Here is a 23,474-nt window from a genome sequence, read left to right on the forward strand (position 1 = left end):
GCGGCTTGGTCAAGGCTCAGGACGGCGAGAACAACGGTGACCATGGGGATGAGGTCCGGCCAGATCAAGACAATGACGATCACCACGAGGGTGAGCGCCATTTGTGGAACGCCGTTGCGCTCATGTGGCGGCTCGGGCGGAAGTGGTGAGATTGGCGCCGGATTGTTCATCGTGTTCGCCGCTATTCCTATATAGAAGTTGGATTGGTGGATGTCCAGAGCACCACATCCAGCGCAGACAGGGCTATATCCAGCAGGCCACGATGGTGTCGTCTGAGCGACTGGAGAAATCGGCCAGGAGGTCTACCATCAGAACTCACCACTTCTGTACAGCAAATGGAGTGCCTACCTGTGACGGCAAGCCGTGCACCTGTCCCGAAACGCGCGATATACGAGCGTATTGCGGATGACTTGCGCGATGCGATTCGAAACAACGCGCTTCGGGACGAAACCAATCAACCTACTGATCGCCTGCCGGGAGAGGTCGCGCTCGCCGAGCAGTACGGGGTCTCTTTGGGGACGGCGCAAAGTGCCCTGAATCTGTTGAAACATGAAGGGCTTATCGATCGCACCCCCAAGCGCGGAAGCTGGGTCAGAAAGGTACGGAAGAAGTTCCTCCGCGACGGTGTCAAGCGCCTGGAAGGCGACTCCGAGCACCGGTTCATGCTCGCCGACATCGACACCCGTGAGCTGCAGATACGGTACTTCGCGGCCGGCGCCCGCACGGCGGAGGTGCACGAGGAGGAGATGGTCAAATGCTTCGGCAGCCACATGCGCCTGCTCTACCGGCACCGCCTGTACGAAGCCGGAGACACCCCTGTCTCCCTGGCCACCAACTACCTGCCCCTCTACCTGTTCACGGACGGCGGCGAGGCGGTGCGGCGTCAGGACACCGGCCCCGGCGGGATCTGGGCCAGGCTGGCCGAGGCCGGCCACGAGGTGGTCGACGCCGACGAATACATCGACTGCCGCATGCCCACGCCTGAGGAGGCGCACGAGCTGCAGATCCGCGGGCACACGCCGGTCTTCGTGCTGTACCGCGTCGCCGAGAACGATCGTGGCCAGGTCGTGGACCTGGCGGTCATCGTCCTGCCCGGCGACCGCTGGAGACTGCGTTACAAGGTCTGGAAGAAGCGGCAGGCCGTCGCCATGAGGCAACCGTTCTCCTCCTGAGAGCCGTCGCGAGGGGGCGCCGGGCGTGCAGGCGCCCGGGCTTCACCCCGCCGGCGACTCGCCACGGCCGGCAGGCGCCGCGGCGAGGAGCCGTTCGCCGAAGGTGCGGCAGGCCTCCAGGAGGTGCGGCGCCGCGTCGATCTCGAAGCCGGCCTCCAGGAACGCGAGGTTGAGGACCAGCCACTGCCAGGAGTCCAGCGCGAGGACGACCCGGGTGTGCGTGTCGTCCACGGAGTGGATCTCGGCGTCCTGGAACCTGAGGGCGTCGACGACGTCCGCCGCCGGCGCCGCGACCAGGACGCTGACGCGTTCCTTGCTCCTGTTGAGCCCTCGACGCAGATATTCCGACGCCGACTCGGCCGGCAGCGGGCGCGGCGTGTAGCGGTGGCCGGTCCTGGACGGGCCGGTGACCCGGTCGAGGCGGAACACGCGCCAGTCGGCACGGTCGATGTCCCAGGCCAGCAGATACCAGCGCAGCAGGTGGTGAACCTGCCGGTAGGGCTCGACGCGCCGTTCCGTGTGTTCGCCGCGGGCGTCGGTGTAGGTGAACGACATCGTCTCGCGGTGCGCGATGGCTTCGCCGACGAGGCCCAGCTGCCGGGCGGCGACGCTCGGCGCGCGTTGCGGGCTCGCCTCCAGGCTGGAGCGGATGGAGGCGACATGAGGGCGCAGCCGGGTGGGGAGGAACTGGTCGAGCTTGCCGTACGCGCGGGTCGCGGCGGCGTCGATCCCTCCCCCGACGGATGGCCCGGTGGATGGCCCGGTGGATGGCCCGGTGGATGGCTCGGTGGCCGGCTCGACGGCGGCGAGGGAGGCCAGCGCCAGCAGGGTGGCCACCGCCTCGTCGTCGTCCAGGACGAGCGGCGGCATCGTACGGCCGGAGGCGAGCCGGTAGTAGCCGCCGGGGCCGGGCTGGGTGTCGACGGGATAGCCGTATCCGCGGAGCCGGTCGATGTCCCGGCGCAGGGTCCGCGGGCTGACGTTCAGCCGCCGGGCCAGTTCTTCGCCGGTGAACGAACGGCCCGTCTGCAACGTCGAAAGCAGGGCCAGCATGCGTTGGGTGACGTCCGCCATGGCCTGATTCTCGCACCGGTTGCGGTCAGAATGTGGCCACATCTGCTCGTAGCCTCTCCGTCATGAGTGAGCGCAGCATCATCATCCGCCGGGCCCGGACCAACAACCTGGCCGACGTGGACGTCGACGTTCCGCGTAACCGGCTGGTCGTCTTCGCGGGGGTGTCAGGGTCCGGCAAGTCGTCGCTGGTGTTCGACACGATCGCCGCCGAGGCCGGTTACCAGATCAACGAGACGTTCCCGCCGTTCGCGCGGAACCGGTTGCCGAAGTGGACCCGCCCCGACGTCGAGCACATCGAGGGGCTGACTCCGGTGATCGTCGTCGACCAGCGCCGGATCGGCGGCAACGCGCGCTCGACCGTCGGCACGATCACCGACGCCTGGACCTACCTGCGGCTGCTGTTCTCCCGCCTCAGCCACCCCTACGTGGGCGAGTCGAGCCACTTCTCCTTCAACGAGCCCGCCGGCATGTGCCCCGCCTGCTCCGGCCTCGGGGAGGTGGTGGTCACCGCCGTCGAACGTTTCCTGGACCTGGACAGATCGCTCGCCGAGGGCGCGATCCTGCTGCCCGGCTTCGGCGACGGCGGCTACTGGTACGCCCAGTACGCCGACATCGGCTCTTTCGACCCCGACACCCCGCTCCGCCGATGGTCCCCGTCCGAACGCGAGGCGCTGCTGTACGGCGGTCAGGCGGCGGCCCGGCTGGGGCGTAAACCCCCGAAAGGCTACGAGGGCGTCGTCGAGCGGTTCGAGCGGATCTACCTGCACACCTCCGACAACCTGTCGGAGCGCAAGCAGGAGACCATCCGCCGCTTCACCCGCGCCGAGACCTGCCCGGAGTGCGGCGGCGACCGGCTCGGCAAGGCCGCGCGGACGGCCACGGTGCTCGATCACACGATCGGCGAGATGGCCCGCATGGAGATCACGAAACTGGCCGGACTCGTCCGCACGATCGACTCCGCCCGCGTCGCGCCCGCCGTGGAGGCACTGACCGCCAGGCTGGAGGGGATGATCAGAATCGGGCTCGGCTACCTCACGCTCTCCCGCGCGACCACGACCCTCTCCGGCGGGGAGTCCCAGCGCATCAAGATGGTCAGGCACCTCGGGTCCAGCCTCACCGAGATGACCTACGTCGTCGACGAACCGAGCGTGGGACTGCACCCCACCGACGTGGAGTCGATGATCAGGATTCTGGAACGGCTCCGCGACAGCGGCAACACCGTCCTCGTCGTCGAGCACGACCCCGCCGTCATGGCCCACGCGGACCAGGTCATCGAGCTCGGACCCGGCGCCGGCGACGGGGGCGGGCGGCTCGTGTTCCAGGGCGCCTACGCCCGGCTCCGGGAGGGCGACTCGCCGACCGGCCGCGCCCTGGCCAGGCAGCGGCCGATCAAGCGCGACCCCCGCCCCGCCACGGGCGCCTTCACTGTCGCGGACGCCACCCGCAACAACCTGCGCAACCTCACCGTGCGGTTCCCCACGGGAGTGCTCACCGTGCTCACCGGCGTCGCGGGTTCGGGCAAGTCCAGCCTCGCCGGGGAACTGGTGGCCCAGCACGACGCGGTCGTGATCGACCAGAAGCCGGTCAGCACCAACCGCCGCTCCACCCCGATCACCTACACCGGCGTCGCACCCGCCATCCGCAAGCTGTTCGCCAGGCACAACGGCGTCCCCGCCGCCCTGTTCAGCGCCAACTCCGAGGGCGCCTGCCCCGGCTGCGGCGGGCTCGGCGTCATCTACACCGACCTCGCCTTCATGGACGGCCAGGAGGTCGGCTGCCCAACCTGTCACGGCCGGCGCTTCACCCCGGAGGTCCTCGCCCACACCGTGAACGGACTGTCGATCGCCGACGTCGACGACCTCACCGTCGACCAGGCCGTCGCCCGGCTGCCCGACCAGGGCATCGCCCGCGCCCTGCGGCAGCTCTCCGCCGTCGGACTGGGATACCTGCGCCTGGGACAGTCGCTGAGCACGCTGTCAGGAGGGGAGTGCCAGCGCGTCAAGATCGCGAAGGAGCTCCGCGAAGCCGGGCAACCCACCATCTACGTGCTCGACGAGCCCACCACCGGATTGCACATGGACGACATCGACACGCTCCTGCACGTCCTCGGCGACCTCGTCGACCACGGCCACACCGTCGTCGTCATCGAGCACAACCTCGACGTCATCCGCCAGGCCGACTGGCTCATCGATCTCGGCCCGGGACCCGGCAGGCACGGCGGGACCACCCTCTTCGAAGGCCACGTCGCCGACCACACCGACCGGACCACCCCCACCGGCCGCGCCCTCGCCCTCGGCTGAGCCTTCCGTATCGGCGGGCGCGGCCGAGGAAGGCGTCCACCCCGGCTTCGACGGCGCCGAGGAGCGTCAGGGATTTTCACCGGCGCGACGTGGTGGTTCCTCACCGGAGGAGACGCGGTCCGTCTGCTTCCCCGCCTCGGCCATCGCACGGTAGAGCTGGTCCGCATCCCACGCCGGCTCTCGCAGATCGAGCCGGTTCGTTGCCCGGAACCCGTCCAACGCCAGGTATGCGTGCCGCCGCCACATCGACGGGGCAACGTGCCGCGTCGCCTCGGCGATCCTGCTGCTCGCCCACAACAGGAGAAAGAGGTCGGCGCCGGTGACGTCCGAACGCACGACGCCGGCCGCCTGCGCGCGCCCCAGCGCCCGTTGCGCGAGCACGCAGATCTGGTGGTGCGCGGCCTCGGTGCGGTCGTCACCGGAGAACCGCCGTGCCAGGAAGTCGCCGAACGCCCGATCTCCGGCCTGGGCCGCGCACAAGACTTCGAGCAGGTCGCGGAATGCCTCCCACGGATCCTCCAGGCCGAGCGCGGCCTCCGCCTCCTTGATCACGTGGCGCAGCTTCGGTTCGAGCACGGCGCACAGGAGGTGCAGACGCGTCGGGAAGTGCCGGTAGAGGGTGCCGACCACCAAGCCGGCCTTCCGTGCGATGCCGTCGAGGGCGGCCTCAGCACCTTGGTCGGCGAACGCGCGCCGAGCGGCATGGAGCAGCCGTTCGCGGTTGCGGCGGGCGTCCCGGCGAGCGGACAGCCGGTTCTCTCGGGGAGGCATGAGGCCACCGTAGCAAAAGTGTGACATACCTCAACTTTGAGGGTGCTCTCATCTTCGCTACAGTGGGCAGCGCCAAGATGAGAGCATGCTCATTTTCGACCAAGGGAGCGGCATGGCGAAGCTCGGCGGGAAGGTCGCGGTGATCACCGGCGCGACTTCTGGACTGGCACTGGCCACGGCGAAGTTGTTCGTCGAGGAGGGGGCGCACGTGGTCATCACCGGCCGGCGCCAGGATCGGCTGGATGCGGCGGTGGCGGCCATCGGCCACAACGTGACCGGTGTGCGCGGCGACGTCGGTCAGATCTCCGACGTGGTCCACCTGGCCGAGGTCGTGGCGGCCGAACTGGGCCGGGTGGACGTTCTCCTCGCCAGTGCCGGCGCCTGGACGTGGGACGAGCACATCGGCGATGTGACCGAGGAGTCGTTCGACGCCGTGTTCGGGGTGAACGTGCGCGGGACGTTCTTCACCGTGCAGAAACTGCTGCCGTTGTTGTCCGACGGTGCCTCGATCGTGCTCATCGGGTCGGGCGCCGCGGACAAGGGCGATCCGGGAACGACGGTCTACGCCGCGAGCAAGGCGGCGCTGCGGTCGTTCGCCCGAACTTGGACAACCGACTTGAAACAGCGCGGAATCCGGGTCAACGTCCTCAGCCCCGCCGCGATCGACACCCCCGCGTTCGCGGACCTCCCCCCGGGTTTCAAAGAGCGGATCGCCTCGCGGGTGCCCGCCGGCCGCCTCGGTGACGAGTACGAGATCGCCACCGCGGCGCTCTTCCTCGCTTCCCCGGACTCGAGCTTCGTCACCGGGATCGACCTGCCCGTCGACGGCGGGATCGGCCAGGTCTGACCCCGACAAGGGATCGAAGGTCAAGAGGCGGGAACTCCGTCCGTCTTCTCGTCCCTACGTATCCGGCTGCGAGGCTTGACGGCCCGGCGGCGTGCAACCGGGTTCACGGGGAGACGACCCCTCGCCGCAGGCCGGTCAGCCCCAGCGCACCGGCCTGCGGCGCCGCCGCCACTACCAGCGCGAACCTCACCCATGACTGCGATGTGTCGCTGGAGTGCCAGGGCCGGTATGGAGTTGGGATCTTCAGGTCGGTCAGAGGCTGCGGATCCACAAGCTGGTCCCGCGTAGGTGCTGATCGGACGGCCTGGACGTCATGCGGCCACGTGGTGCTGCAGGCCGGGGTCCCCGGATGGCGCCGGATCGGGCTCGGCGGCCAGGGCACGGAGCTGGTCGGCGAAGGCGAGGGCCTGCTCGGCCGTCAGGCGCGGCTCGGCGCCGACATAGAAGACCACGATGTCACCCGCGGGCGATCGCACGGCGTTGAAAGGAGTCATGATGCCGACGATTCTGTCCGACGGGACCGACAGTTTCCCGGCGCGCGGGTAGGGACGACGTCGAAGCCGGCCATCTGGTCATGCTGTGTGCTCCCTGGCGGTAGCGCAGGCGACGACGGGACCGGGCGTCCTACCAGCGGTGGTGCACCTGGGGGCGGATCAGGTCGTCGTAGACGGCGCGAACTGCCTCAAGGGTCGCGGCGTCCAGCGGAGGCAGGTCCGCGGCGGCGGCGTTCGCGGTGGCCTGGGCCGGGTTGCGGGCGCCGGGGATGACCACCGAGACGCCCTCCTGGCCGAGGATCCAGCGGAGCGCGAACTGGGCCATGCTCGCCCCCGGCGGCACCAGCGGAGCCAGGAGGCGGACCGCCTCCAGGCCGGTGGCGAAGTCGACGCCCGAGAAGGTCTCGCCGACGTCGAACGCCTCCCCGTGCCGGTTGAACGCGCGGTGGTCGTCGGGGGAGAAGGTGGTGTGCTCGTCGTAGCGGCCCGACAGCAGGCCGCTGGCCAGCGGGACACGGGCGATGATGCCCACCCCGGCGGCGCGGGCGGCGGGCAGGACCCGCCTCAGCGGCTTGAGCCGGAAGGCGTTGAGGATGATCTGCACCGTCGCCACGCCCGGCCTGGCGATCGCGGTCAGCGCCTCCTCGCACGTCTCCACGCTCACGCCGTACGCGGCGATCTTCTTCTCGGCCACCAGCGTGTCGAGGGCGTCGAACACGGCGTCCGCCGAGTAGACCGGCGTCGGAGGGCAGTGCAGCTGCACCAGGTCGAGCGTGTCGACGCCGAGGTTGCGGCGGGAGCGGTCGTTCCAGGCGCGGAAGTTGGGCATCACGTAGTTGGCGGGGATCTGCTCCACCCGCCGCCCCATCTTGGTGGCCACGGTCAGCCCGGGACGATCCTTGATGAAACGGCCGACGATCTGCTCGCTGCGCCCGTCTCCGTAGACGTCGGCGGTGTCGATGAACGTCACACCGCTGTCCACGGCCGTTTCGAGGGTCGCGCGGGCCTCCTCCTCGCTGACCTCGCCCCAGTCGGCGCCGAGCTGCCATGCGCCGAGGCCGACCACGCCGACCTGCCGACCGGTACGTCCCAACACGCGGTGTTCCATGAACCGTCCTCCGTTACGGGTGCCTGGGGATCCAGTGTCCCGTATGGTGGCCGCCCGGCGGGACGGGATGCCCCCGCCCCCCCGCTACGCTGAAAGCCATGATTCGCCCCGCCACGCCCGCTGACGTGCCCGTCATCGCCATGCTGATCCGCGAACTCGCCACGTACGAGAAGGCCGAGCACGAGGTGCGGGTGACCCAGGAGCAGTTGCGTACGGCGCTGTTCGGCGACGCGCCCGCCGTGTTCGCGCACATCGCCGAGCACGACGGCGAGGTGGCCGGGTTCGCCCTGTGGTTCCTGACCTTCTCGACGTGGAAGGGCGTGCACGGCATCTACATGGAGGACCTGTACGTACGCCCCGAGCACCGCGGCGGCGGCTACGGCCGCGCGCTGATGGGCGAGCTGGCCGGGATCTGCGCGGAACGCGGATACGAGCGGCTCGAATGGGCGGTGCTCGACTGGAACGAGCCGGCCATCGGCTTCTACGAGAACCTCGGCGCGGTGCGCCAGGAGGAGTGGCCGCGCTACCGCCTGAGCGACGCTCCGCTGCGGCGCCTGGCTGATCGGCCCTGCTGATCGGCCCTGCTGATCGGCCCTGCTGATCGGTCCCGGTGATCGGTCCCGGTGATCGGCTCTGGTGAGCCGGCTCTGCCCGGCCGGGGCGCGCGGTCACGCAGGTCACGGAGCGTGATGTGACCTGCGTGACCTCCGCGTCACACGCCGGCGTGGGTCTTGGCGCGGGTCTCCGCCCGCTCGTACATCTCGGACTCCGGCCCTTCGAGCTCGCGGTGGGTCTCCTCGATGCGGAGCGCCACCCCCAGCGCGAAGAACGACGGCGCCCACTCGCCGATGAAGATGCCCCAGCGGTCGGCCCTGTCGATGCCCGCCGCCTCCATCTTCTTCGACATGAACCAGGCCGTGAAGGAGATGGCGATCGACGCCATCCCCGCGGTGTACATGTGACCCGACTTGATCCCCATATGGTGAAGCTTCTTGATCATGTTTCTCCCCCCTTGCTGGAGTGCTGTTACCCGGAGGGGGACGTGATAAGCGATCATTTCCAGCTCGTTTCCGCCGTGACACATGTGCGTGGCTTGTTACCGAGGTGAATCACCCGTAACGAATCCACGGCGACGGAGCGTCAACGTGCGTAACGCGTCCTTCCTAGCTTGGAGATCCCGGACGCCGAGCGTAGGAGAGGTCGATGGCGCGCTGGATCGCCGACTGGCACCCCGATGACCCAGCCTTCTGGGCGAGATCAGGCAGGCGGGTCGCGCGGCGCAACCTGATCTTCTCGATCGTCGCCGAGCATCTCGGCTTCACCGTGTGGACGTTGTGGAGCATCGTGGCCACGCGGATGGGCTCGTACGAGTTCTCCACCGACCAGCTGTTCTGGCTGGTGGCGCTGCCCAACCTGATCGGCTCGGTGTTGCGCGTCCCCTACACGTTCGGCCCCGCGAAGTTCGGCGGGCGCACCTTCACCGTGGTCAGCGCCCTGCTGCTGCTCATTCCCGCCGTGCTGCTCGGTGTGGCGGTCAACGACCCGGGCACGCCGTACTGGCTCTTCCTGGTGATCGCGGCCCTGGCCGGGTTCGGCGGTGGGAACTTCGCCTCCAGCATGGCCAACATCACCTACTTCTACCCCCGCGACAAGCAGGGCGTCGCGCTCGGGCTGAACGCGGCGGGCGGTAACATCGGCGTCAGCTCGGTCCAGCTCGTCATGCCGCTGGTGATCGGCTCGCTCGGGCTGGCCGCCGCCGGGTGGTTCTGGATCCCGCTCATCGTCGTGTCGGCCGCCTGCGCCTGGTTCTTCATGGACAACCTCAGCAGCGCCAGGGCCGAGCCGCGCGAGCAGCTCGCCGTCGCCGGCAGGGCCCAGACCTGGATCATGTCGTTCCTGTACATCGGCACCTTCGGCTCGTTCATCGGCTACGCCACGGCCTTCCCGCTGCTGAGCGCGAACCTGTTCGCCGGCGCCCCGTACGCCGCGGTGGCGTTCATCGGGCCGCTGATCGGCTCGCTGGTCAGGCCGGTGGGCGGCTGGCTGGCCGACCGGTTCGGCGGCGCGCCCGTCACGCTGTGGAACTTCGCCGCGATGGGCGGCGGCGTGCTGCTGGTGTGGCTGGCCGGCACGTCCGGCGACTTCTGGCTGTTCTTCCTGGCCTTCCAGACGTTGTTCCTCACCTCCGGCCTCGGCAACGGCTCCACGTACCGCATGATCCCGGCCATCTTCCAGGCCAAGGCCGTGGCCGAGCGCGGCGAGAGCGAGGAGGCCCTGCTGTACGGCAAGCGCCAGGCCTCCGCCGCCATCGGCATCATCTCGGCCGTCGGAGCGCTCGGCGGGTTCCTGATCAACCGGGCGTTCGGGATGTCGTTCGCCGCGGCCGGCACCCCCGCCCCCGCGTTCCTCGCCTTCGGCGTCTTCTACGTGTCCTGCGCCGCGCTGACCTGGTGGTGCTACACGCGCAAGGTCGGCGCCTCCGTGATCGCGAGCCTCGCCCATGCCCGGGTCTGACGTGACGAGGACACACTGCCCGTACTGCGCGTTGCAGTGCGGTATGGCCATCGGCCCAGGAACGGGCGGAGACCTTGCCATCACCCCCAGGACCGACATCCCGGCCAACGCCTCGGGGGCGCTGTGCCAGAAGGGGTGGACGGCGGGCGAGCTGCTCACCAACGGCGAGCGCCTGACCACCCCGCTCCTGTACGGCGAGCCCGTCGCATGGGAGACCGCGCTCGACCACGTGGCCGCGCGGCTGTCCGCCCTGCGTGCCGAGTACGGCCCCGACGCCGTGGCCGTGTTCGGCGGCGGCGGCCTGACCAACGAGAAGGCGTACTCGCTTGGCAAGTTCGCCAGGGTCGCGCTCGGCACCAGCCAGATCGACTACAACGGCCGCTTCTGCATGTCCTCGGCGGCGGCCGCGTCGACGAGAGCGTTCGGCATGGACCGGGGGATGCCCTTCCCGATCACCGACCTGGCCGGGGCCGACGTGGTGCTGCTGGCCGGGGTGAACGTGGCCGAGACCATGCCGCCGTTCCTGCGGCACCTTTCAGGGCCGCGGCTGATCGTCATCGACCCGCGGCGGACCAGGACCGCCAAGGAGGCCTGGCTGCACCTGCAGCCCGCGCCCGGCACCGACCTGGCGCTCGCCCTGGGGATGTCGCACCTGGCCGTCGCCGACGATCTCGTGGACGAGACGTACGTCGCCGCGCGGACCGCGGGGTTCGAGGAGCTGCGCACGTCGCTGGCCGGCTGGTGGCCCGAGCGGGTCGAGCGGATCACCGGGGTGCCGGTTCACCAGATGCGGCAGGCGGTCAGGGCGCTGGCGGCCGCCGGCAACGCCTACGTCCTGACCGGGCGCGGCGCCGAGCAGCACGCCAAGGGCACCGACACGGTGAGCGCGTTCATCAACCTGGCGCTGGCGCTGGGCCTGCCCGGCACGTACGGCTCCGGGTACGGGTGCGTGACCGGGCAGGGCAACGGGCAGGGCGGGCGGGAGCACGGGCAGAAGGCCGACCAGCTTCCCGGTTACCGCAGGATCGACGACCCGGCCGCCCGCGAGCACGTCGCCGCCGTGTGGGGGGTGCGCCCCGGCGACCTTCCCGGGCCGGGACGGCCGGCGTACGAGCTGCTGGACGCGCTCGGCACCCCCGAAGGGCCGCGCGCGCTGCTGCTGTTCGGCTCCAACCCGGTCATCTCGGCGCCCGCGGCCGAGCACGTGGCCGAGCGCATCGCCGCCCTCGACCTGCTGGTGGTCTGCGACGTCGTCATGTCCGAGACGGCGGCGCTGGCGGACGTGGTGTTCCCGGTCACGCAGTGGGCCGAGGAGAGCGGCACCATGACGAACCTCGAAGGCCGCGTGCTGCTGCGCCGCCGCGCCGTCGACCCGCCCGCGGGCGTCCGGAGCGACCTGGACGTCATCGCCGGGCTCGCCGCGCGGCTGGGCCACCGCTTCGACAGCGAGCCGGCCGCCGTGTTCGACGAGCTGCGCCGGGCCAGCGCGGGCGGGCTCGCCGACTACTCCGGCATCACCTACGAGCGCATCGCCGCCGGGACGGGCGTGTTCTGGCCGTGCCCGTCGGAGGGGCATCCGGGCACGCCGAGGCCGTTCCTCGACTCCTTCGCCACGCCGGACGGCCGGGCCAGGTTCGTGCCCGTCCAGCACCGGCCGCCGGCCGAGGAGACCGACGAGGACCATCCCGTCTACCTGACCACCGGCCGGGTGCTGGCCCAGTACCAGAGCGGCGCGCAGACGCGCAGGATCGCGCCGCTCGTCCAGGCCGCTCCAGAACCGTTCGCCGAGCTCCATCCCGACCTGGCCGAGCAGCTCGGCATCGCGCCGGGGGACGTCGTGCGGATCAGCAGCCGCCGGGGCGAGACCAAGGCCGTCGCCAGGATCAGCGACGCCATCAGGAGCGACACCGTGTTCATGCCCTTCCACTGGGAGGGCGCCAACCGGCTGACCAACCCGGCCCTCGATCCGGTGTCCGGGATGCCGGAGTTCAAGGTCTGCGCGGTCAGAGTGGAGAGGGACTCATGAGACTCGTCGTCGTGGGCAACGGGATGGCCGGGTCGCGGCTGGTCAGCGAGGTGCGCGCCCGGGACCCCCACATGAGGATCACCGTTTTCGGCGCGGAGTCGTGCCGGCCGTACAACCGGGTGCTGCTGTCCAACGTGCTGGCCGGCAGCTCGCGCCCGGAACAGGTGCGGCTGGTGGACTCTTCCTGGTACGACGCGCACGACGTGGAGGCGGTCTTCGGCAGCACGGTCACCCGCATCGACCGGCAGGCCGGGCACGTCGTGACCGACGGCGGGCGGCGCGAGCCGTACGACGTGCTGGTCCTCGCCACCGGCAGCGACGCCATCGTGCCGCCCATCCCCGGCGTGGAGCGGGCCATCCCGTTCCGCACGCTCGGCGACTGCGAGCGCATCATGGCCGCCGCCGGGCACGCCCGCAGGGCCGTGGTCGTCGGCGGCGGCCTGCTCGGCGTCGAGGCCGCCCGCGGCCTGGCCGGGCGGGGACTGCCGGTCACGCTGCTGCACCTGGCCGGGCACCTCATGGAGCGCCAGCTCGACGTGGAGGCCGGTGAGGTGCTCGGCGAGACGCTGGCCGGGCTGGGCGTGGAGATCCGCACCGGGGTCAGCGCGGAGGCGGTGCGCGAGGACGGCGTCCTGCTGGCCGGCGGCGAGCTGGTCGCGGCCGACCTGGTCGTGCTGGCCTGCGGCGTGCGCCCGGTGACCGGGCCGGCCGCGGCGGCGGGCCTGCGGGTGCGGCGCGGCGTGGTGGTGGACGACGAGCTGCGCACCGACGACCCGTCGATCTTCGCCATCGGCGAGTGCGCCGAGCATGACGGCACCGTCTACGGCCTGGTCGCGCCCGCATGGGAGCAGGCCGCCGTGGCCGCGGACGTCATCACCGGAGGCAAGGCCCGCTACCGCGGTTCCCGGCTGGTCACCCGCCTCAAGGCGAGGAGCGTCGAGCTGGCCGCGATGGGCGAGACCCAGCTCGGCGAGGAGCACGCCGAGGTGGTGCGGTTCAGCCACCGGGCCCGCGGCACCTACCGCAAGCTCGTCATCCGTGACGGCCGGCTGGTCGGCGCGATCCTGCTGGGCGAGAGCGACGTCGTCGGCACGCTCACCCAGCTCTTCGACCGCGGCGGGCCGTTGCCCGGCGACCGGGCCGGCCTGCTGTTCCCGGGGGCGGCGGCGAGGCCGGTCGCCGACAGCCCGACGCTGATGCCGGACGCGGCCAAGATCTGCCAGTGCAACAACGTGACGAAGGGCGAGATCAGGGCGTGCTGGGAGGCGGGAGCGCGGGACGTGGCCGCGGTGGCGGCCGCGACCCGCGCCACGACCGGATGCGGCACCTGCCGCGACGCCGTGCAGGGCATCGTCGGCTGGCTGTGCGAGCAGGAAGGGGTTTCGGTATGAACAGGATCGTCGTCGTGGGGTACGGGCCGGCCGCGCACCGGTTCGTGGAGACGCTCGCGGCCAAGGGCTTCGACGGCCGGGTCACCGTGATCGGGGAGGAGCCGCGCCCGGCCTACGACCGGGTGGCGCTGACCTCCTACCTGTCGGGCACCACCGCGGAAGACCTCACCTATCCCGTCCCCGGCGGGGTCGTGACCAGGCTGAACACCCGGGTCACCGCGATCGACCGGCAGGCCGGGCACGTCGTCACCGAGGACGGCGGCGCCGAGCCGTACGACGTGCTCGTGCTGGCCACGGGATCGGCGCCGTTCGTGCCGCCGGTGCCGGGGGCCGGGCACGCCTTCGTGTACCGCACCATCGAGGACCTCGACGCCATCAGGGTGGCCGCCAAGGACGCCGCGGAGGGCGTCGTGGTCGGCGGCGGCCTGCTCGGGCTGGAGGCCGCCGACGCGCTGCGGGCGCTCGGGCTGAAGGCGCACATCGTCGAGATGAGCCCCTGGCTGATGCCCCGGCAGGTGGACGAGGGCGGCGGCTCGGTGCTGAAGTCCCACATCGAGCAGCTCGGGCTGAGCGTGCACGCCGGCGCGGGCGTCCAGGAGATCGTCACCGACGGCGAGGGCCGGGTCACCGGGCTGCGCAAGCCCGACGGAACGCTGGTGGACGCGCAGATCGTGGTGTTCTCCGCGGGCATCAGGCCGCGCGACGAGCTGGCCAGGTCGGCCGGGCTGGCGGTGGGCGAGCGCGGCGGCATCGTGGTCGACTCCGCGATGCGCACCTCCGACCCGTCCATCTACGCCGTCGGCGAATGCGCGCTGGCCGGGGGCATGATCTACGGGCTCGTCGGGCCGTGCAACACGATGGCCGAGGTGGCGGCCGAGCAGATCATGGGCGGCCGGGCGGCGTTCGAGGGCGCCGACCTGTCGACCAGGCTCAAGCTGCTGGGCGTCGAGGTGGCGCAGTTCGGGGCGATGGACGGCGCCCTCGACGTCACCTACATGGACCCGGTGGCCGGCGTCTACAAGAAGTTGTTCATCAGCGACGACGCCCGGACGCTGCTCGGCGGCATCTGCGTGGGCGACGCCTCGCCGTACACGACGCTGCGGCCGTTCGTCGGCAAGCCGCTTCCCGCCTCGCCGTCCGACCTGCTGTTCACCGGGTCGGGGGCGGCGAACCTGGACCTGCCCGACGACGCGCAGGTGTGCTCGTGCAACAACGTGTGCGCGGGCGACGTCCGCACCGCCATCGCCGAGGGCGGCGCCGCCGACGTGGCCGGCATCAAGGCGTGCACCCGGGCCGGCACGACCTGCGGCAGCTGCGTGCCGATGCTCAAGCAGCTGCTGGAGAAGTCGGGCGTCGAGGTCAGCAGGAGCCTGTGCGAGCACTTCACGTACTCGCGGGCCGAGCTGTTCGACATCGTACGGGTGCGCAAGGTCAGCACGTTCTCCCAGCTCATCACCGAGCACGGGCAGGGCAGGGGCTGCGACATCTGCAAGCCGGCGGTTGCCTCGATCCTCGCCTCGCTGCACAACGGGCACGTCCTGGAGGGCGAGCGGGCCGCCCTGCAGGACACCAACGACGCCTTCCTCGCCAACATCCAGAAGAACGGCACGTACTCGGTCGTGCCGCGCATCCCGGGCGGTGAGATCACGCCGGACAAGCTGATCGTCATCGGCGAGGTGGCCCGCGACTTCGGCCTCTACACCAAGATCACCGGCGGGCAGCGCATCGACCTGTTCGGGGCCAGGGTCGAGCAGTTGCCGGAGATCTGGCGGCGGCTGGTCGACGCCGGGTTCGAGTCGGGCCACGCGTACGGCAAGGCGCTGCGCACCGTGAAGTCGTGCGTGGGCTCGACCTGGTGCCGCTACGGCGTGCAGGACTCCGTCGGCATGGCCATCGCCCTGGAGCTGCGCTACCGCGGGCTGCGCTCCCCGCACAAGATCAAGTCGGCCGTCTCCGGCTGCGCCCGCGAATGCGCCGAGGCCAGGTCGAAGGACTTCGGCATCATCGCCACCGAGCAGGGCTGGAACCTCTACGTCGGCGGCAACGGCGGCTTCCGGCCCCGCCACGCCGACCTGCTCGCCAAGGACCTGAGCACCGACGAGCTGATCAGGACCATCGACCGTTTCCTCATGTTCTACATCCGCACCGCCGACCGGCTGCAACGCACCGCCGCCTGGATCGAGTCGCTGGACGGCGGTCTCGACTACCTCCGTGAGGTGATCATGGAAGACTCGCTCGGCCTCTGCGCCGACCTCGACGCGCAGATGGAGCACCACATCGCCACGTACGCCGACGAATGGCAGGCCACACTGGACGACCCGGACAAGCTCAGCAGGTTCGTCAGCTTCGTCAACGCGCCCGGCGTCCCCGACCCGTCGATCGTGTTCGGCAGCGAGCGCGGCCAGATCCGGCCGGTGATGGCGCGATGAGCTGGACGCCGGTCTGCGACTTCGACGCCCTGCTGCCGGAACGCGGCGTCTGCGCCCTGGTCGGTGACGTGCAGGTGGCCGTCTTTCGCACCTACGACGGCGCCCTGCACGCGCTGGCCAACCGCGACCCGTTCAGCGGGGCGTACGTGCTCTCCCGCGGCATCGTCGGCACCAGGAAGGGCGAGCCGACCGTCGCCTCGCCGCTGCACAAGCAGGTGTTCAGCCTCGTGTCGGGACGCTGCCTGGACGAGGACGCGGTGACGGTGCCGGTCTATCCCGTACGGGTGGCCGGCGGGTGCGTGGAGGTCAGCGTTTAGGGGTCCCGGCCACGGGCAGCCACCTGCTTGAACCGCGGGAGCACGGGGGATGCGGGGGTGCCTGATGCGGCTGCCACCTGCGCGTGGTCTGATCACGTCGCTGCTGTTCGACCGGCTCGCCGGCTCGCCCGGGGCGCCGTTCCCTGACGCGCGCGTGACCGGCGGGCTGGACGACGACGATCTCCAGCTCGCCCTGTTCGCCTGCTACGAACTCCACTACCAGGGGTTCGACGAGGTCGACGACCGGTGGGAGTGGGACCCCGGGCTGCTGGGCTTCAGGGCAGGGCTGGAGCGGCGGTTCGAGGAGGCGCTGAGAGCCGCCGTGCCGGGCCCTGAGCCGGTGCCGCCGCGCGAGGTGCGCCAGGCGCTGACCGCGCTGACCTCCGCTGACGGCGGGCCGTCCGTGGCCGCGTTCCTGCAGCGCGACGCGGACCTCCCGACCTTCCGCGAGTTCGTCGTGCACCGGTCGATCTACCACCTGAAGGAGGCCGACCCGCACACCTGGGGCATCCCCCGGCTCAGCGGCGGGCCCAAGGCGGCCCTGGTGGAGATCCAGGCCGACGAGTACGGCGGCGGCAGGCCCGAGCGCATGCACGCCGAGCTGTTCCGCGCCACCCTGCGGGGCCTCGGCCTCGACGACTCCTACGGCGCCTACCTGCACCGCGTCCCCGGCGTCACGCTGGCCCTGTCCAACGTGATGTCGCTGTTCGGGCTGCACAGGAGGTTGCGCGGGGCGCTGCTCGGCCACCTGGCGGCGATCGAGATGACCTCGTCACCGGCCAGCCGCCGCTGCTCCACGGGCCTGCGCCGGCTCGGCGCCGGCCAGGAGACCGCCCGCTTCTACGACGAGCACGTGCAGGCCGACGCCGTGCACGAGCAGATCGCGGCCCACGACATGTGCGGCGGCTTCGCGGACGCACACCCCGAGCTGACGGGCGACATCCTGTACGGGGCCGCGTGCGCGATGGAGCTCGAACGGCGGTGGGCCGAACACGTCATGGGCTGCTGGCGGCGCGGGGCGGGCTCGCTGCTCGACGAGCGGGTCCCGGCGTGAGCACCGCGCCCGGCCTGGACACCACGCTGGACCTCGACTACGTGCTCCCGCTGCGCTGGGACGACGACCAGGGGCTCGGCGAGCTGACCGGCTACCTGTCCCGGCTCTCCCGGCACGCGCGGGTGATCGTCGTGGACGGCAGCCGCGACGACCTCTTCGCCCGCCACGCCGCCCGGTGGCGCGGCCTGGTCCGGCACGCGCGACCGGCGGCCGGGCTGCGCTTCACCAACGGCAAGGTCGCGGGCGTCACGACCGGGCTGCTGCTGGCCACAGGCGACCGTGTGGTGATCGCCGACGACGACGTGCGCTACGACCTGCCCGCCCTGATCAAGGTGCACGACCTGCTGGCCCGCGCCGACCTGGTGAGGCCGCAGAACTACTTCGACCCGCTGCCCTGGCACGCCCGCTGGGACACCGCCCGTACGCTGCTCAACCGCGCCTTCGGCGCCGACTACCCGGGCACCTTCGGCGTGCGGCGCGGCTTCTTCGTGCGCATGGGCGGTTACGACGGCGACGTCCTGTTCGAGAACCTGGAGCTGATCCGCACCGTGCGCGCCCACGGCGGCCACGAGTTGCACGCGCCCGGCCTGTACGTCCGCCGCCTCCCGTGCGACGCGCGCCGGTTCTGGTCGCAGCGCGTCCGGCAGGCCTACGACGACCTGGCGCAGCCGGCGCGGATGGCCGCGTTCCTGCCGATGGTGCCCGCGCTGGCGGCCCTGGCCGTCCGGCGGCCTCGTGGGCTGCCGGCGCTGACCGGGCTGACTGTGCCGGCCGTGCTGCCCGCGCTGCCCGCGCTGCCCGCGCTGCCCGTGCTGCCCGTGCTGTCCGTGCTGTCCGTGCTGTCCGTGCTGCCGGTGCTGCCCGTGCTGGCCGCGCTGGCCGTGCTGTCCATGGGCCTGGCCGAGGCGGGACGGCGGCGGGCGGGAGGGCGGCAGGTGTTCCCCGCGTCGGCGGCGCTGCCGGCGCCCGTCTGGGTGCTGGAGCGGGCCGTGTGCAGCTGGCTGGCGCTCGGGGCGGCGCTGACCGGCGGCGTGCCGTACGCGGGCGGCCGGATCCGGCGCTCCGCCCACTCGGTGCGCGCGCTACGGCGGCGGGTCCGGCTCGCTCGCGGCACGGAAGCCGCCGGCCTTGTGCGAGCCGTCGCAGAACGGCTTGACCGAGGACAGGCCGCAACGGCACAGAGCGACGGTCGCCCGGCCGGCGTCGATGGGCTCGCCGTCCTGGGTGAGCAGCTCGAAGTCGCCCCTGATGAGCAGGGGACCGTCGGCGCACGTGGTCACGGTGACCGGGTCTCGCATGCCCGTCACCTGCCCCAGGGCTGAGAGCTCTCACCCGCGAGCACGATCCCCAGCTCGTAGGCGCGGACGACGGCCTGCGTGCGGTCCCGGGCGCCGAGTTTGTCCAGGACGTTGCCGACGTGCGTCTTGACCGTCTCCCTGGTGACGTACAGGCTGGCGGCGATCTCGGCGTTGTTCAGCCCTCTGGCCAGCAGGCGTACGACGTCGAGCTCTCTCGGGGTGAGGCCGGGCACGTGCGGCGCGTCCCGGCGCGGGGCGGCCAGCCGCCGCAGGGCGTCGGGGAACAGCACCGCGTCCCGGTCGTGGACCACCCGGATGGCGGTGACGAGGTCGGACGCGGGAGAACGCTTGAGCACGTAGCCGGCCGCCCCCGCGCGCAGGGCGGCCCAGACCAGCTGGTCGTTCTCGAACGTCGTGACCACGATGACCCGCGTGCCGGGTGCGTTGCGGGCCAGCTCGCCGGTGGCGCGCAGGCCGTCCATGCCGGGCATGCGGATGTCCATGAGCACCACGTCGGCCGTACGCCCGTGCTCGACGGCGGCGTGGCCGTCGGCCGCCTCGGCGACCACCTCGATGTCGTCGTGCACGGAGAGCACGGTGGCCCAGCCCGAGCGGATGAGCGGCTCGTCGTCGGCCAGCACGACCCTGATCACGGGCCTGCTCACGGGCCTGATCACCTGGGGCCCGCTCACAGGGGAAGCGTCGCCGTGACCCGCCACGTGCCGCCCACCTCCTCCTGCTCGAACGCCCCGCCGGCCAGGCGCGCCCGCATCCGCATCCCCACCAGCCCGCGCCCGGCCCCCGACGGGGGGCGCCCGGCGACCTCGTTCTCCACGGTGAGGACGACGTCCGCACCGACCGCCAGGTCCAGCCTGACCGGCCCGCGCCCGTGCCTGAGCGCGTTGGTGACGGCCTCCCTGGCGATCGCGTACGCCGTCCGCGACGTCGCCTCCGGCACCCGGTCCACGGGGTCGGCCCGGCACTCGACGGCCAGCCCGTCGACGAGAGCGTCCAGGGAGTCCAGCGTGGGCGTGCGGGCCTCGCTGCCCTCGTCGAGCACGCGAAGCAGCACGTCGAGCTCCTGCTGGGCGTCGCGGGCCGCGCCCATCAGGTGGCCGAGCGACTGCTCCGCCACCAGGACCGTGTCCTGCCGCCGCAGCGCCGCCTGGGCCGCCATGGCCTGCACCAGGACGACGCTCAGCGCGTGCCCCACCGAGTCGTGCAACTCCAGGGCCAGGCTCTGGCGGCGGCCGAGCTCCTCGATCACCCGCGACGGGTCCGCCCGCAGCAACCTGCGGGCGGCCCGCTGCTGCCCGAGCCCCGCGCCCGCCATCACCGCCAGCACCACGACGATCAGGAGCAGGACCTGCGCCACCGCGCCGGGATCCGCCCGCCAGCGGCCGGGCGAGAGCACCGCGGGGACACCAGGCGCCAGCGCCAGCGCGCCCGCGCTCAGCGTGGCACCCACGAACAGGTGCAGGGCCGTCAGAACGCCCAGGTAGACGCGGTCCGGATGCTCGGGCACCGCCACGCCGAGCAACTCCCGCAGCGCGACGACCTCCAGCCTCCCCACCAGCGGCACGCAGGCCACCAGACCCGACGCGGGCAGGCAGAGCGCCCACAGCAGCAGCACCCGCGACAGCGAGATCTCCGTCACCACGAGCAGCGCCAGGACCGCGGCCACCGGTGTCAGCAGCGCCGCCCCCAGCAGCTGGTAGAGCACCGCCCTCCAGTGAATGGTCACAACTCCAGAAGCTAGCCGACGGGCCGCGCGGGCACCTCCCTCACGTGGGGGAGGCGGCGGCCGGCCCGGCTTCCTAGCGTGGGCTGCCATGAAACCACTCGGAGTACTGCTGTCACTGGCCGTGACGGCCGTCGGCGCGCTGTGGTGGACGACTCCGGCGTCGTACCCCTTCGGTGCTCGCGACCGCGTCACGGTCTCGCTCTCGCACCTGTTCGAGCACGACGTGGGCGGCGCGATGACGGTCGCCGCCGGCCTTGCGGGACTGGCCGTCGCGCTGCTCTCCGGCCGGCCGAACCCGCTGGTCAAGGCGGGCGCGATCGTTCAGGTGCTGTTCTTCGGCGGCGTGATGTCCGACGCGGGCGTCATGTCGGTCATGGGCTACGTGATGGGGCTGTCCCTGCCGGTGGCCCTCGCCGCGGTCGTCGTCGTGCCGGTCGTCAGGGCCTGCGTCCGCGGCAGGATCTGGGGCTACGTCGCGCTCGCCGTCCTGGTCGTGGCCGGCGCCGCCGTGGCCGCGTTCCTCGGTGGCGCCATGTGGGCGTACGCGGGCAACGTCACGGCCGGGTTGCGCTCGTACGCGGGCCGCATAGCCTGGACGCTCGCCGACATGGCGGCGTTCGCCGCCTGGGTGTGGATCACCTTCCGCCTGTTCGGCGGAGCGCTGCCCCGCTGGGCCGGGCCGGTGCGGGCGCGGCGGTGGGGCAGGGTCGTCACCGTCGGGGCGGCTCTGTGCCCGCTGCCCTACGCCCTCTACCGGTTGACCTGGCTGACGCCGTGGCCGACCGACATCTCCGGGCCGATCGACCTGCCGCTCAGGCTGCAGGGACTGATGCTCGCCTTCGCGGCCGTGACCGCAGCCGTGCTCACGCTGGGCCTGATCAGCAGGTGGGGAGAGGTGTTCCCGCGCTGGATCCCCCTGGTGGGCGGGCGTCCCGTGCCCGTGCCGCTCCCCGTCGCCCTCGGGGGAGCGGTGGCGGGCGCCTGCTGCCTGGCATCGCCGGGGCTGGCGGTCAACGCCGTCGAAAGCGGGGAACTCTGGGCGCTGCTGCTGTGGCCGTATCCGCTGTGGGGGGTGCTGCTCGGCGCGGCCGTGCTCGCGTACTGGCTGCGGCGCAGGCCCGGCGGCGGCTACACGGCGGCGTCCACCGGCGCGTAGACGTGCGGGCTCCGGTGCATGACCGGGAGCACGCAACGCCGTCCTGACTCCACGTGGTCGCAGCGCTCGGCGTCCTCGCGCTGCGGAAGGGGCCCGGGGTTCACCTCTGATAACGGCACTGAAGGGACGCTATAGGCGCCACCCCGGGCGATGGTCTCGGTGTGGCAACGATCGCGGCTCTGAACGGTCTCATGAGTATCAGTGAAGCGTTACGGTGAGTGTTCGATCGTTCAGGACGCGTCAGCGGCGCGTCCGGGACCTAGCGTGGGGCCTATGGGGGATCTGTCGAAGTTCCAGCGTCCGCGCTTCGCGCGCGCGTACGAACGGATGATCGCCGAGTCGGAGCGGTCGGGCACGGCCGAGCACCGGCAGCGGCTGCTGGCCGGGCTGGCCGGGCGGGTGGTGGAGATCGGCGCGGGCAACGGGATGAACTTCCGCCACTACCCTCCCGAGGTGCGTGAGGTGGTCGCGGTCGAGCCGGAGGACCTGCTGCGGTCGGCGGCGGAGCGGGCCGCGGGCGGGGCGCCGGTTCCCGTGCGCGTGGTGGCCGGGCACGGCGGGGCGCTGCCCGTCGAAGACGGCGGGTTCGACGCGGCCGTGGTGTCGCTGGTGTTGTGCTCGGTGCCCGACCAGGCGGCCGCGCTGGCCGAGGTGTGCAGGGTGCTCAGGCCGGGCGGGGAGTTGCGGTTCTACGAGCACGTGCGTTCGCGCGGCCCGGCGCTGGGCGTGCTGCAGGACCTCGTCACGCCGCTGTGGCGGGTGGTGGCCGGCGGGTGCCGCCCCAACCGCGACACCGCGCGGGCCATCAGGGAGAGCGGGCTGGTGATCGAGGAGTACACGCGCTTCTCGCACAGGCCGGTGCCCTCCACTCCGGCCCTGCCGCACATTCTCGGGCGCGCACGCAAGCCGGACGCGTGACGCCTGCCGCCGGATCGCCTTCGGCGGTCGACCTGCGCCGGCCACCCCGGTGTCGCGCGGGCGGAGGGTGCTAGAGGCCGCGTTCCTGCCGGTCGAGGATGGCGACGCAGACCGCGACCGCGCGCGCCGCGTCGCCGTCGGCGATCGCCCGCAGCAGGTCGGCATGGGAGCTGTCGGGGTCGAGCGCCGCCTGCTCCTGGTCTCTGACGCTGTCGCGCAGCGCGTCGCCCATGCTGCGGTAGAGGTCGCCGAGCAGCGCGTTGTGCGCGGCGTCGGCCACCCGCAGGTGGAAGTCGACGTCGGCGTCGGCGAACCTGTCGAGGTCGCCCTCCTTGCCGGCCGCGTCTCTGCGGGCCAGCGCCTCGCGCATCGCGGTGAGGTCCTGCTCGGTGCGCCGGCCGGCCGCCAGCCTGGCGGCCACGAGGTCGAGCCCGCGGCGCACGTCGATGATGTCCATGGCGGCGGCGGTGTCGAGCCGGCGGCGCAGGGCGATCTTGGACTCGTCGGTCGCGGTCACGTAGGTGCCGTCACCCTGCCGGGTGTGCAGCAGCCCCGCGTGCGCCAGCACGCGCACCGCCTCGCGTACGGACAACCTGCTCATGCCCAGGCTCTGGGCGAGCTGGCTCTCGGACGGGATCTTGGTGCCGACCGGCCACACCCCGCTGGCGATCTCGCGGCGCAGCTCGTCGATGGCGGAGTCCACGAGCGAGGTCCGAGCGACGTTTCGCATGCACCTTCTCCTCACCGGCTGTTGACCATCCACCCTAGACGCTGCGCGGGCCGGGCCTGGAGACGTGGCGTCGCGCGGGCGGGTAACGATGTGATCGCTATCAGGCGGCGGGTCCGACCCGCGGCGGGCCG

The 23,474-nt window shown here is 71.8% G+C and carries 21 protein-coding genes; 13 read left to right on the top strand and 8 right to left on the bottom strand.

What is annotated here, in order from left to right:
• Positions 1-335 precede the first annotated feature (335 nt).
• Positions 336-1,172, top strand: coding sequence for a GntR family transcriptional regulator (locus ABGA98_RS10125; RefSeq protein ID WP_347617933.1), 837 nt, complete (start codon positions 336-338; stop codon positions 1,170-1,172).
• A gap of 42 nt (positions 1,173-1,214) precedes the next feature.
• Here ABGA98_RS10125 and ABGA98_RS10130 read toward each other — a convergent pair whose 3' ends face one another.
• A complete protein-coding gene (locus ABGA98_RS10130) occupies positions 1,215-2,246 on the bottom strand; it encodes a WYL domain-containing protein (RefSeq protein WP_347617934.1) in 1,032 nt (343 codons plus the stop codon).
• 62 nt (positions 2,247-2,308) lie between these two features.
• On the opposite strand from ABGA98_RS10130, the gene ABGA98_RS10135 reads away from it, so the two are divergent.
• Positions 2,309-4,546 carry an excinuclease ABC subunit UvrA gene (locus ABGA98_RS10135; RefSeq protein ID WP_347617935.1) on the top strand — a complete coding sequence of 746 codons (2,238 nt, stop codon included), beginning with the start codon at positions 2,309-2,311 and terminating at the stop codon, positions 4,544-4,546.
• A gap of 66 nt (positions 4,547-4,612) precedes the next feature.
• Here the strand turns inward: ABGA98_RS10135 and ABGA98_RS10140 are convergent, their stop codons facing one another.
• Positions 4,613-5,317 (bottom strand): helix-turn-helix domain-containing protein, encoded by a 705-nt coding sequence (locus ABGA98_RS10140; RefSeq protein WP_347617936.1) that lies wholly within the window; start codon positions 5,315-5,317, stop codon positions 4,613-4,615.
• 85 nt (positions 5,318-5,402) lie between these two features.
• Here ABGA98_RS10140 and ABGA98_RS10145 point away from each other — a divergent pair, with 85 nt between their 5' ends.
• Positions 5,403-6,164 (top strand): SDR family oxidoreductase, encoded by a 762-nt coding sequence (locus ABGA98_RS10145; RefSeq protein ID WP_347617937.1) that lies wholly within the window; start codon positions 5,403-5,405, stop codon positions 6,162-6,164.
• A 311-nt stretch (positions 6,165-6,475) separates the two neighbouring features.
• Here ABGA98_RS10145 and ABGA98_RS10150 read toward each other — a convergent pair whose 3' ends face one another.
• Entirely contained in the window at positions 6,476-6,658 is a 183-nt protein-coding gene (locus ABGA98_RS10150) for a hypothetical protein (RefSeq protein ID WP_347617938.1), read from the bottom strand.
• A 130-nt stretch (positions 6,659-6,788) separates the two neighbouring features.
• A complete protein-coding gene (locus ABGA98_RS10155) occupies positions 6,789-7,766 on the bottom strand; it encodes an aldo/keto reductase (protein ID WP_347617939.1) in 978 nt (325 codons plus the stop codon).
• 98 nt (positions 7,767-7,864) lie between these two features.
• Between ABGA98_RS10155 and ABGA98_RS10160 the strand changes: the two genes are divergently transcribed.
• Entirely contained in the window at positions 7,865-8,341 is a 477-nt protein-coding gene (locus tag ABGA98_RS10160) for a GNAT family N-acetyltransferase (RefSeq protein WP_347617940.1), read from the top strand.
• A 137-nt stretch (positions 8,342-8,478) separates the two neighbouring features.
• On the opposite strand, the gene ABGA98_RS10165 is transcribed toward ABGA98_RS10160, so the two are convergent.
• Positions 8,479-8,766, bottom strand: a complete 288-nt coding sequence (locus ABGA98_RS10165; protein ID WP_347617941.1) for a hypothetical protein — start codon at positions 8,764-8,766, stop codon at positions 8,479-8,481.
• 203 nt (positions 8,767-8,969) lie between these two features.
• Between ABGA98_RS10165 and ABGA98_RS10170 the strand changes: the two genes are divergently transcribed.
• The 7 genes from ABGA98_RS10170 to ABGA98_RS10200 all read left to right on the top strand — a co-directional run bounded on the left by ABGA98_RS10170 (position 8,970) and on the right by ABGA98_RS10200 (position 18,819).
• A complete protein-coding gene (locus ABGA98_RS10170; RefSeq protein WP_347617942.1) occupies positions 8,970-10,280 on the top strand; it encodes an MFS transporter in 1,311 nt (436 codons plus the stop codon).
• Positions 10,267-12,306 (top strand): molybdopterin-dependent oxidoreductase, encoded by a 2,040-nt coding sequence (locus ABGA98_RS10175; protein WP_347617943.1) that lies wholly within the window; start codon positions 10,267-10,269, stop codon positions 12,304-12,306. The genes ABGA98_RS10170 and ABGA98_RS10175 overlap by 14 nt, the downstream gene beginning before the upstream one ends.
• Positions 12,303-13,697, top strand: coding sequence for an FAD-dependent oxidoreductase (locus tag ABGA98_RS10180; RefSeq protein WP_347617944.1), 1,395 nt, complete (start codon positions 12,303-12,305; stop codon positions 13,695-13,697). Before ABGA98_RS10175 ends, ABGA98_RS10180 begins: the two co-directional genes overlap by 4 nt.
• Complete coding sequence (gene nirB / locus ABGA98_RS10185; protein WP_347617945.1) at positions 13,694-16,126, top strand: nitrite reductase large subunit NirB; 2,433 nt, start codon at positions 13,694-13,696, stop codon at positions 16,124-16,126. The genes ABGA98_RS10180 and nirB overlap by 4 nt, the downstream gene beginning before the upstream one ends.
• Entirely contained in the window at positions 16,123-16,443 is a 321-nt protein-coding gene (nirD, locus tag ABGA98_RS10190; protein WP_347617946.1) for a nitrite reductase small subunit NirD, read from the top strand. The genes nirB and nirD overlap by 4 nt, the downstream gene beginning before the upstream one ends.
• A gap of 64 nt (positions 16,444-16,507) precedes the next feature.
• On the top strand, positions 16,508-17,497 hold the full coding sequence (locus ABGA98_RS10195) for an iron-containing redox enzyme family protein (protein ID WP_347617947.1): 990 nt from the start codon (positions 16,508-16,510) through the stop codon (positions 17,495-17,497).
• Positions 17,494-18,819 (top strand): glycosyltransferase family 2 protein, encoded by a 1,326-nt coding sequence (locus ABGA98_RS10200; protein ID WP_347617948.1) that lies wholly within the window; start codon positions 17,494-17,496, stop codon positions 18,817-18,819. The genes ABGA98_RS10195 and ABGA98_RS10200 overlap by 4 nt, the downstream gene beginning before the upstream one ends.
• Here ABGA98_RS10200 and ABGA98_RS10205 read toward each other — a convergent pair.
• A complete protein-coding gene (locus ABGA98_RS10205; RefSeq protein WP_347617949.1) occupies positions 18,801-19,460 on the bottom strand; it encodes a response regulator transcription factor in 660 nt (219 codons plus the stop codon). The genes ABGA98_RS10200 and ABGA98_RS10205 overlap by 19 nt on opposite strands.
• A 23-nt stretch (positions 19,461-19,483) precedes the next feature.
• On the bottom strand, positions 19,484-20,539 hold the full coding sequence (locus ABGA98_RS10210; RefSeq protein WP_347617950.1) for a histidine kinase: 1,056 nt from the start codon (positions 20,537-20,539) through the stop codon (positions 19,484-19,486).
• Positions 20,540-20,627: 88 nt separating this feature from the next.
• Between ABGA98_RS10210 and ABGA98_RS10215 the strand changes: the two genes are divergently transcribed.
• Positions 20,628-21,695: a hypothetical protein gene (locus tag ABGA98_RS10215; RefSeq protein ID WP_347617951.1), complete on the top strand. Its 1,068-nt coding sequence runs from the start codon at positions 20,628-20,630 to the stop codon at positions 21,693-21,695.
• 273 nt (positions 21,696-21,968) lie between these two features.
• Positions 21,969-22,613 carry a class I SAM-dependent methyltransferase gene (locus ABGA98_RS10220; protein ID WP_347617952.1) on the top strand — a complete coding sequence of 215 codons (645 nt, stop codon included), beginning with the start codon at positions 21,969-21,971 and terminating at the stop codon, positions 22,611-22,613.
• A gap of 70 nt (positions 22,614-22,683) precedes the next feature.
• On the opposite strand, the gene ABGA98_RS10225 is transcribed toward ABGA98_RS10220, so the two are convergent.
• Positions 22,684-23,343 carry an FCD domain-containing protein gene (locus ABGA98_RS10225; RefSeq protein WP_347617953.1) on the bottom strand — a complete coding sequence of 220 codons (660 nt, stop codon included), beginning with the start codon at positions 23,341-23,343 and terminating at the stop codon, positions 22,684-22,686.
• Between the last annotated feature and the right edge of the window lie 131 nt (positions 23,344-23,474).

Source organism: Nonomuraea sp. B1E8 (genome assembly GCF_039871515.1).
In the GTDB taxonomy this organism is placed as follows: Bacteria; Actinomycetota; Actinomycetes; order Streptosporangiales; family Streptosporangiaceae; genus Nonomuraea.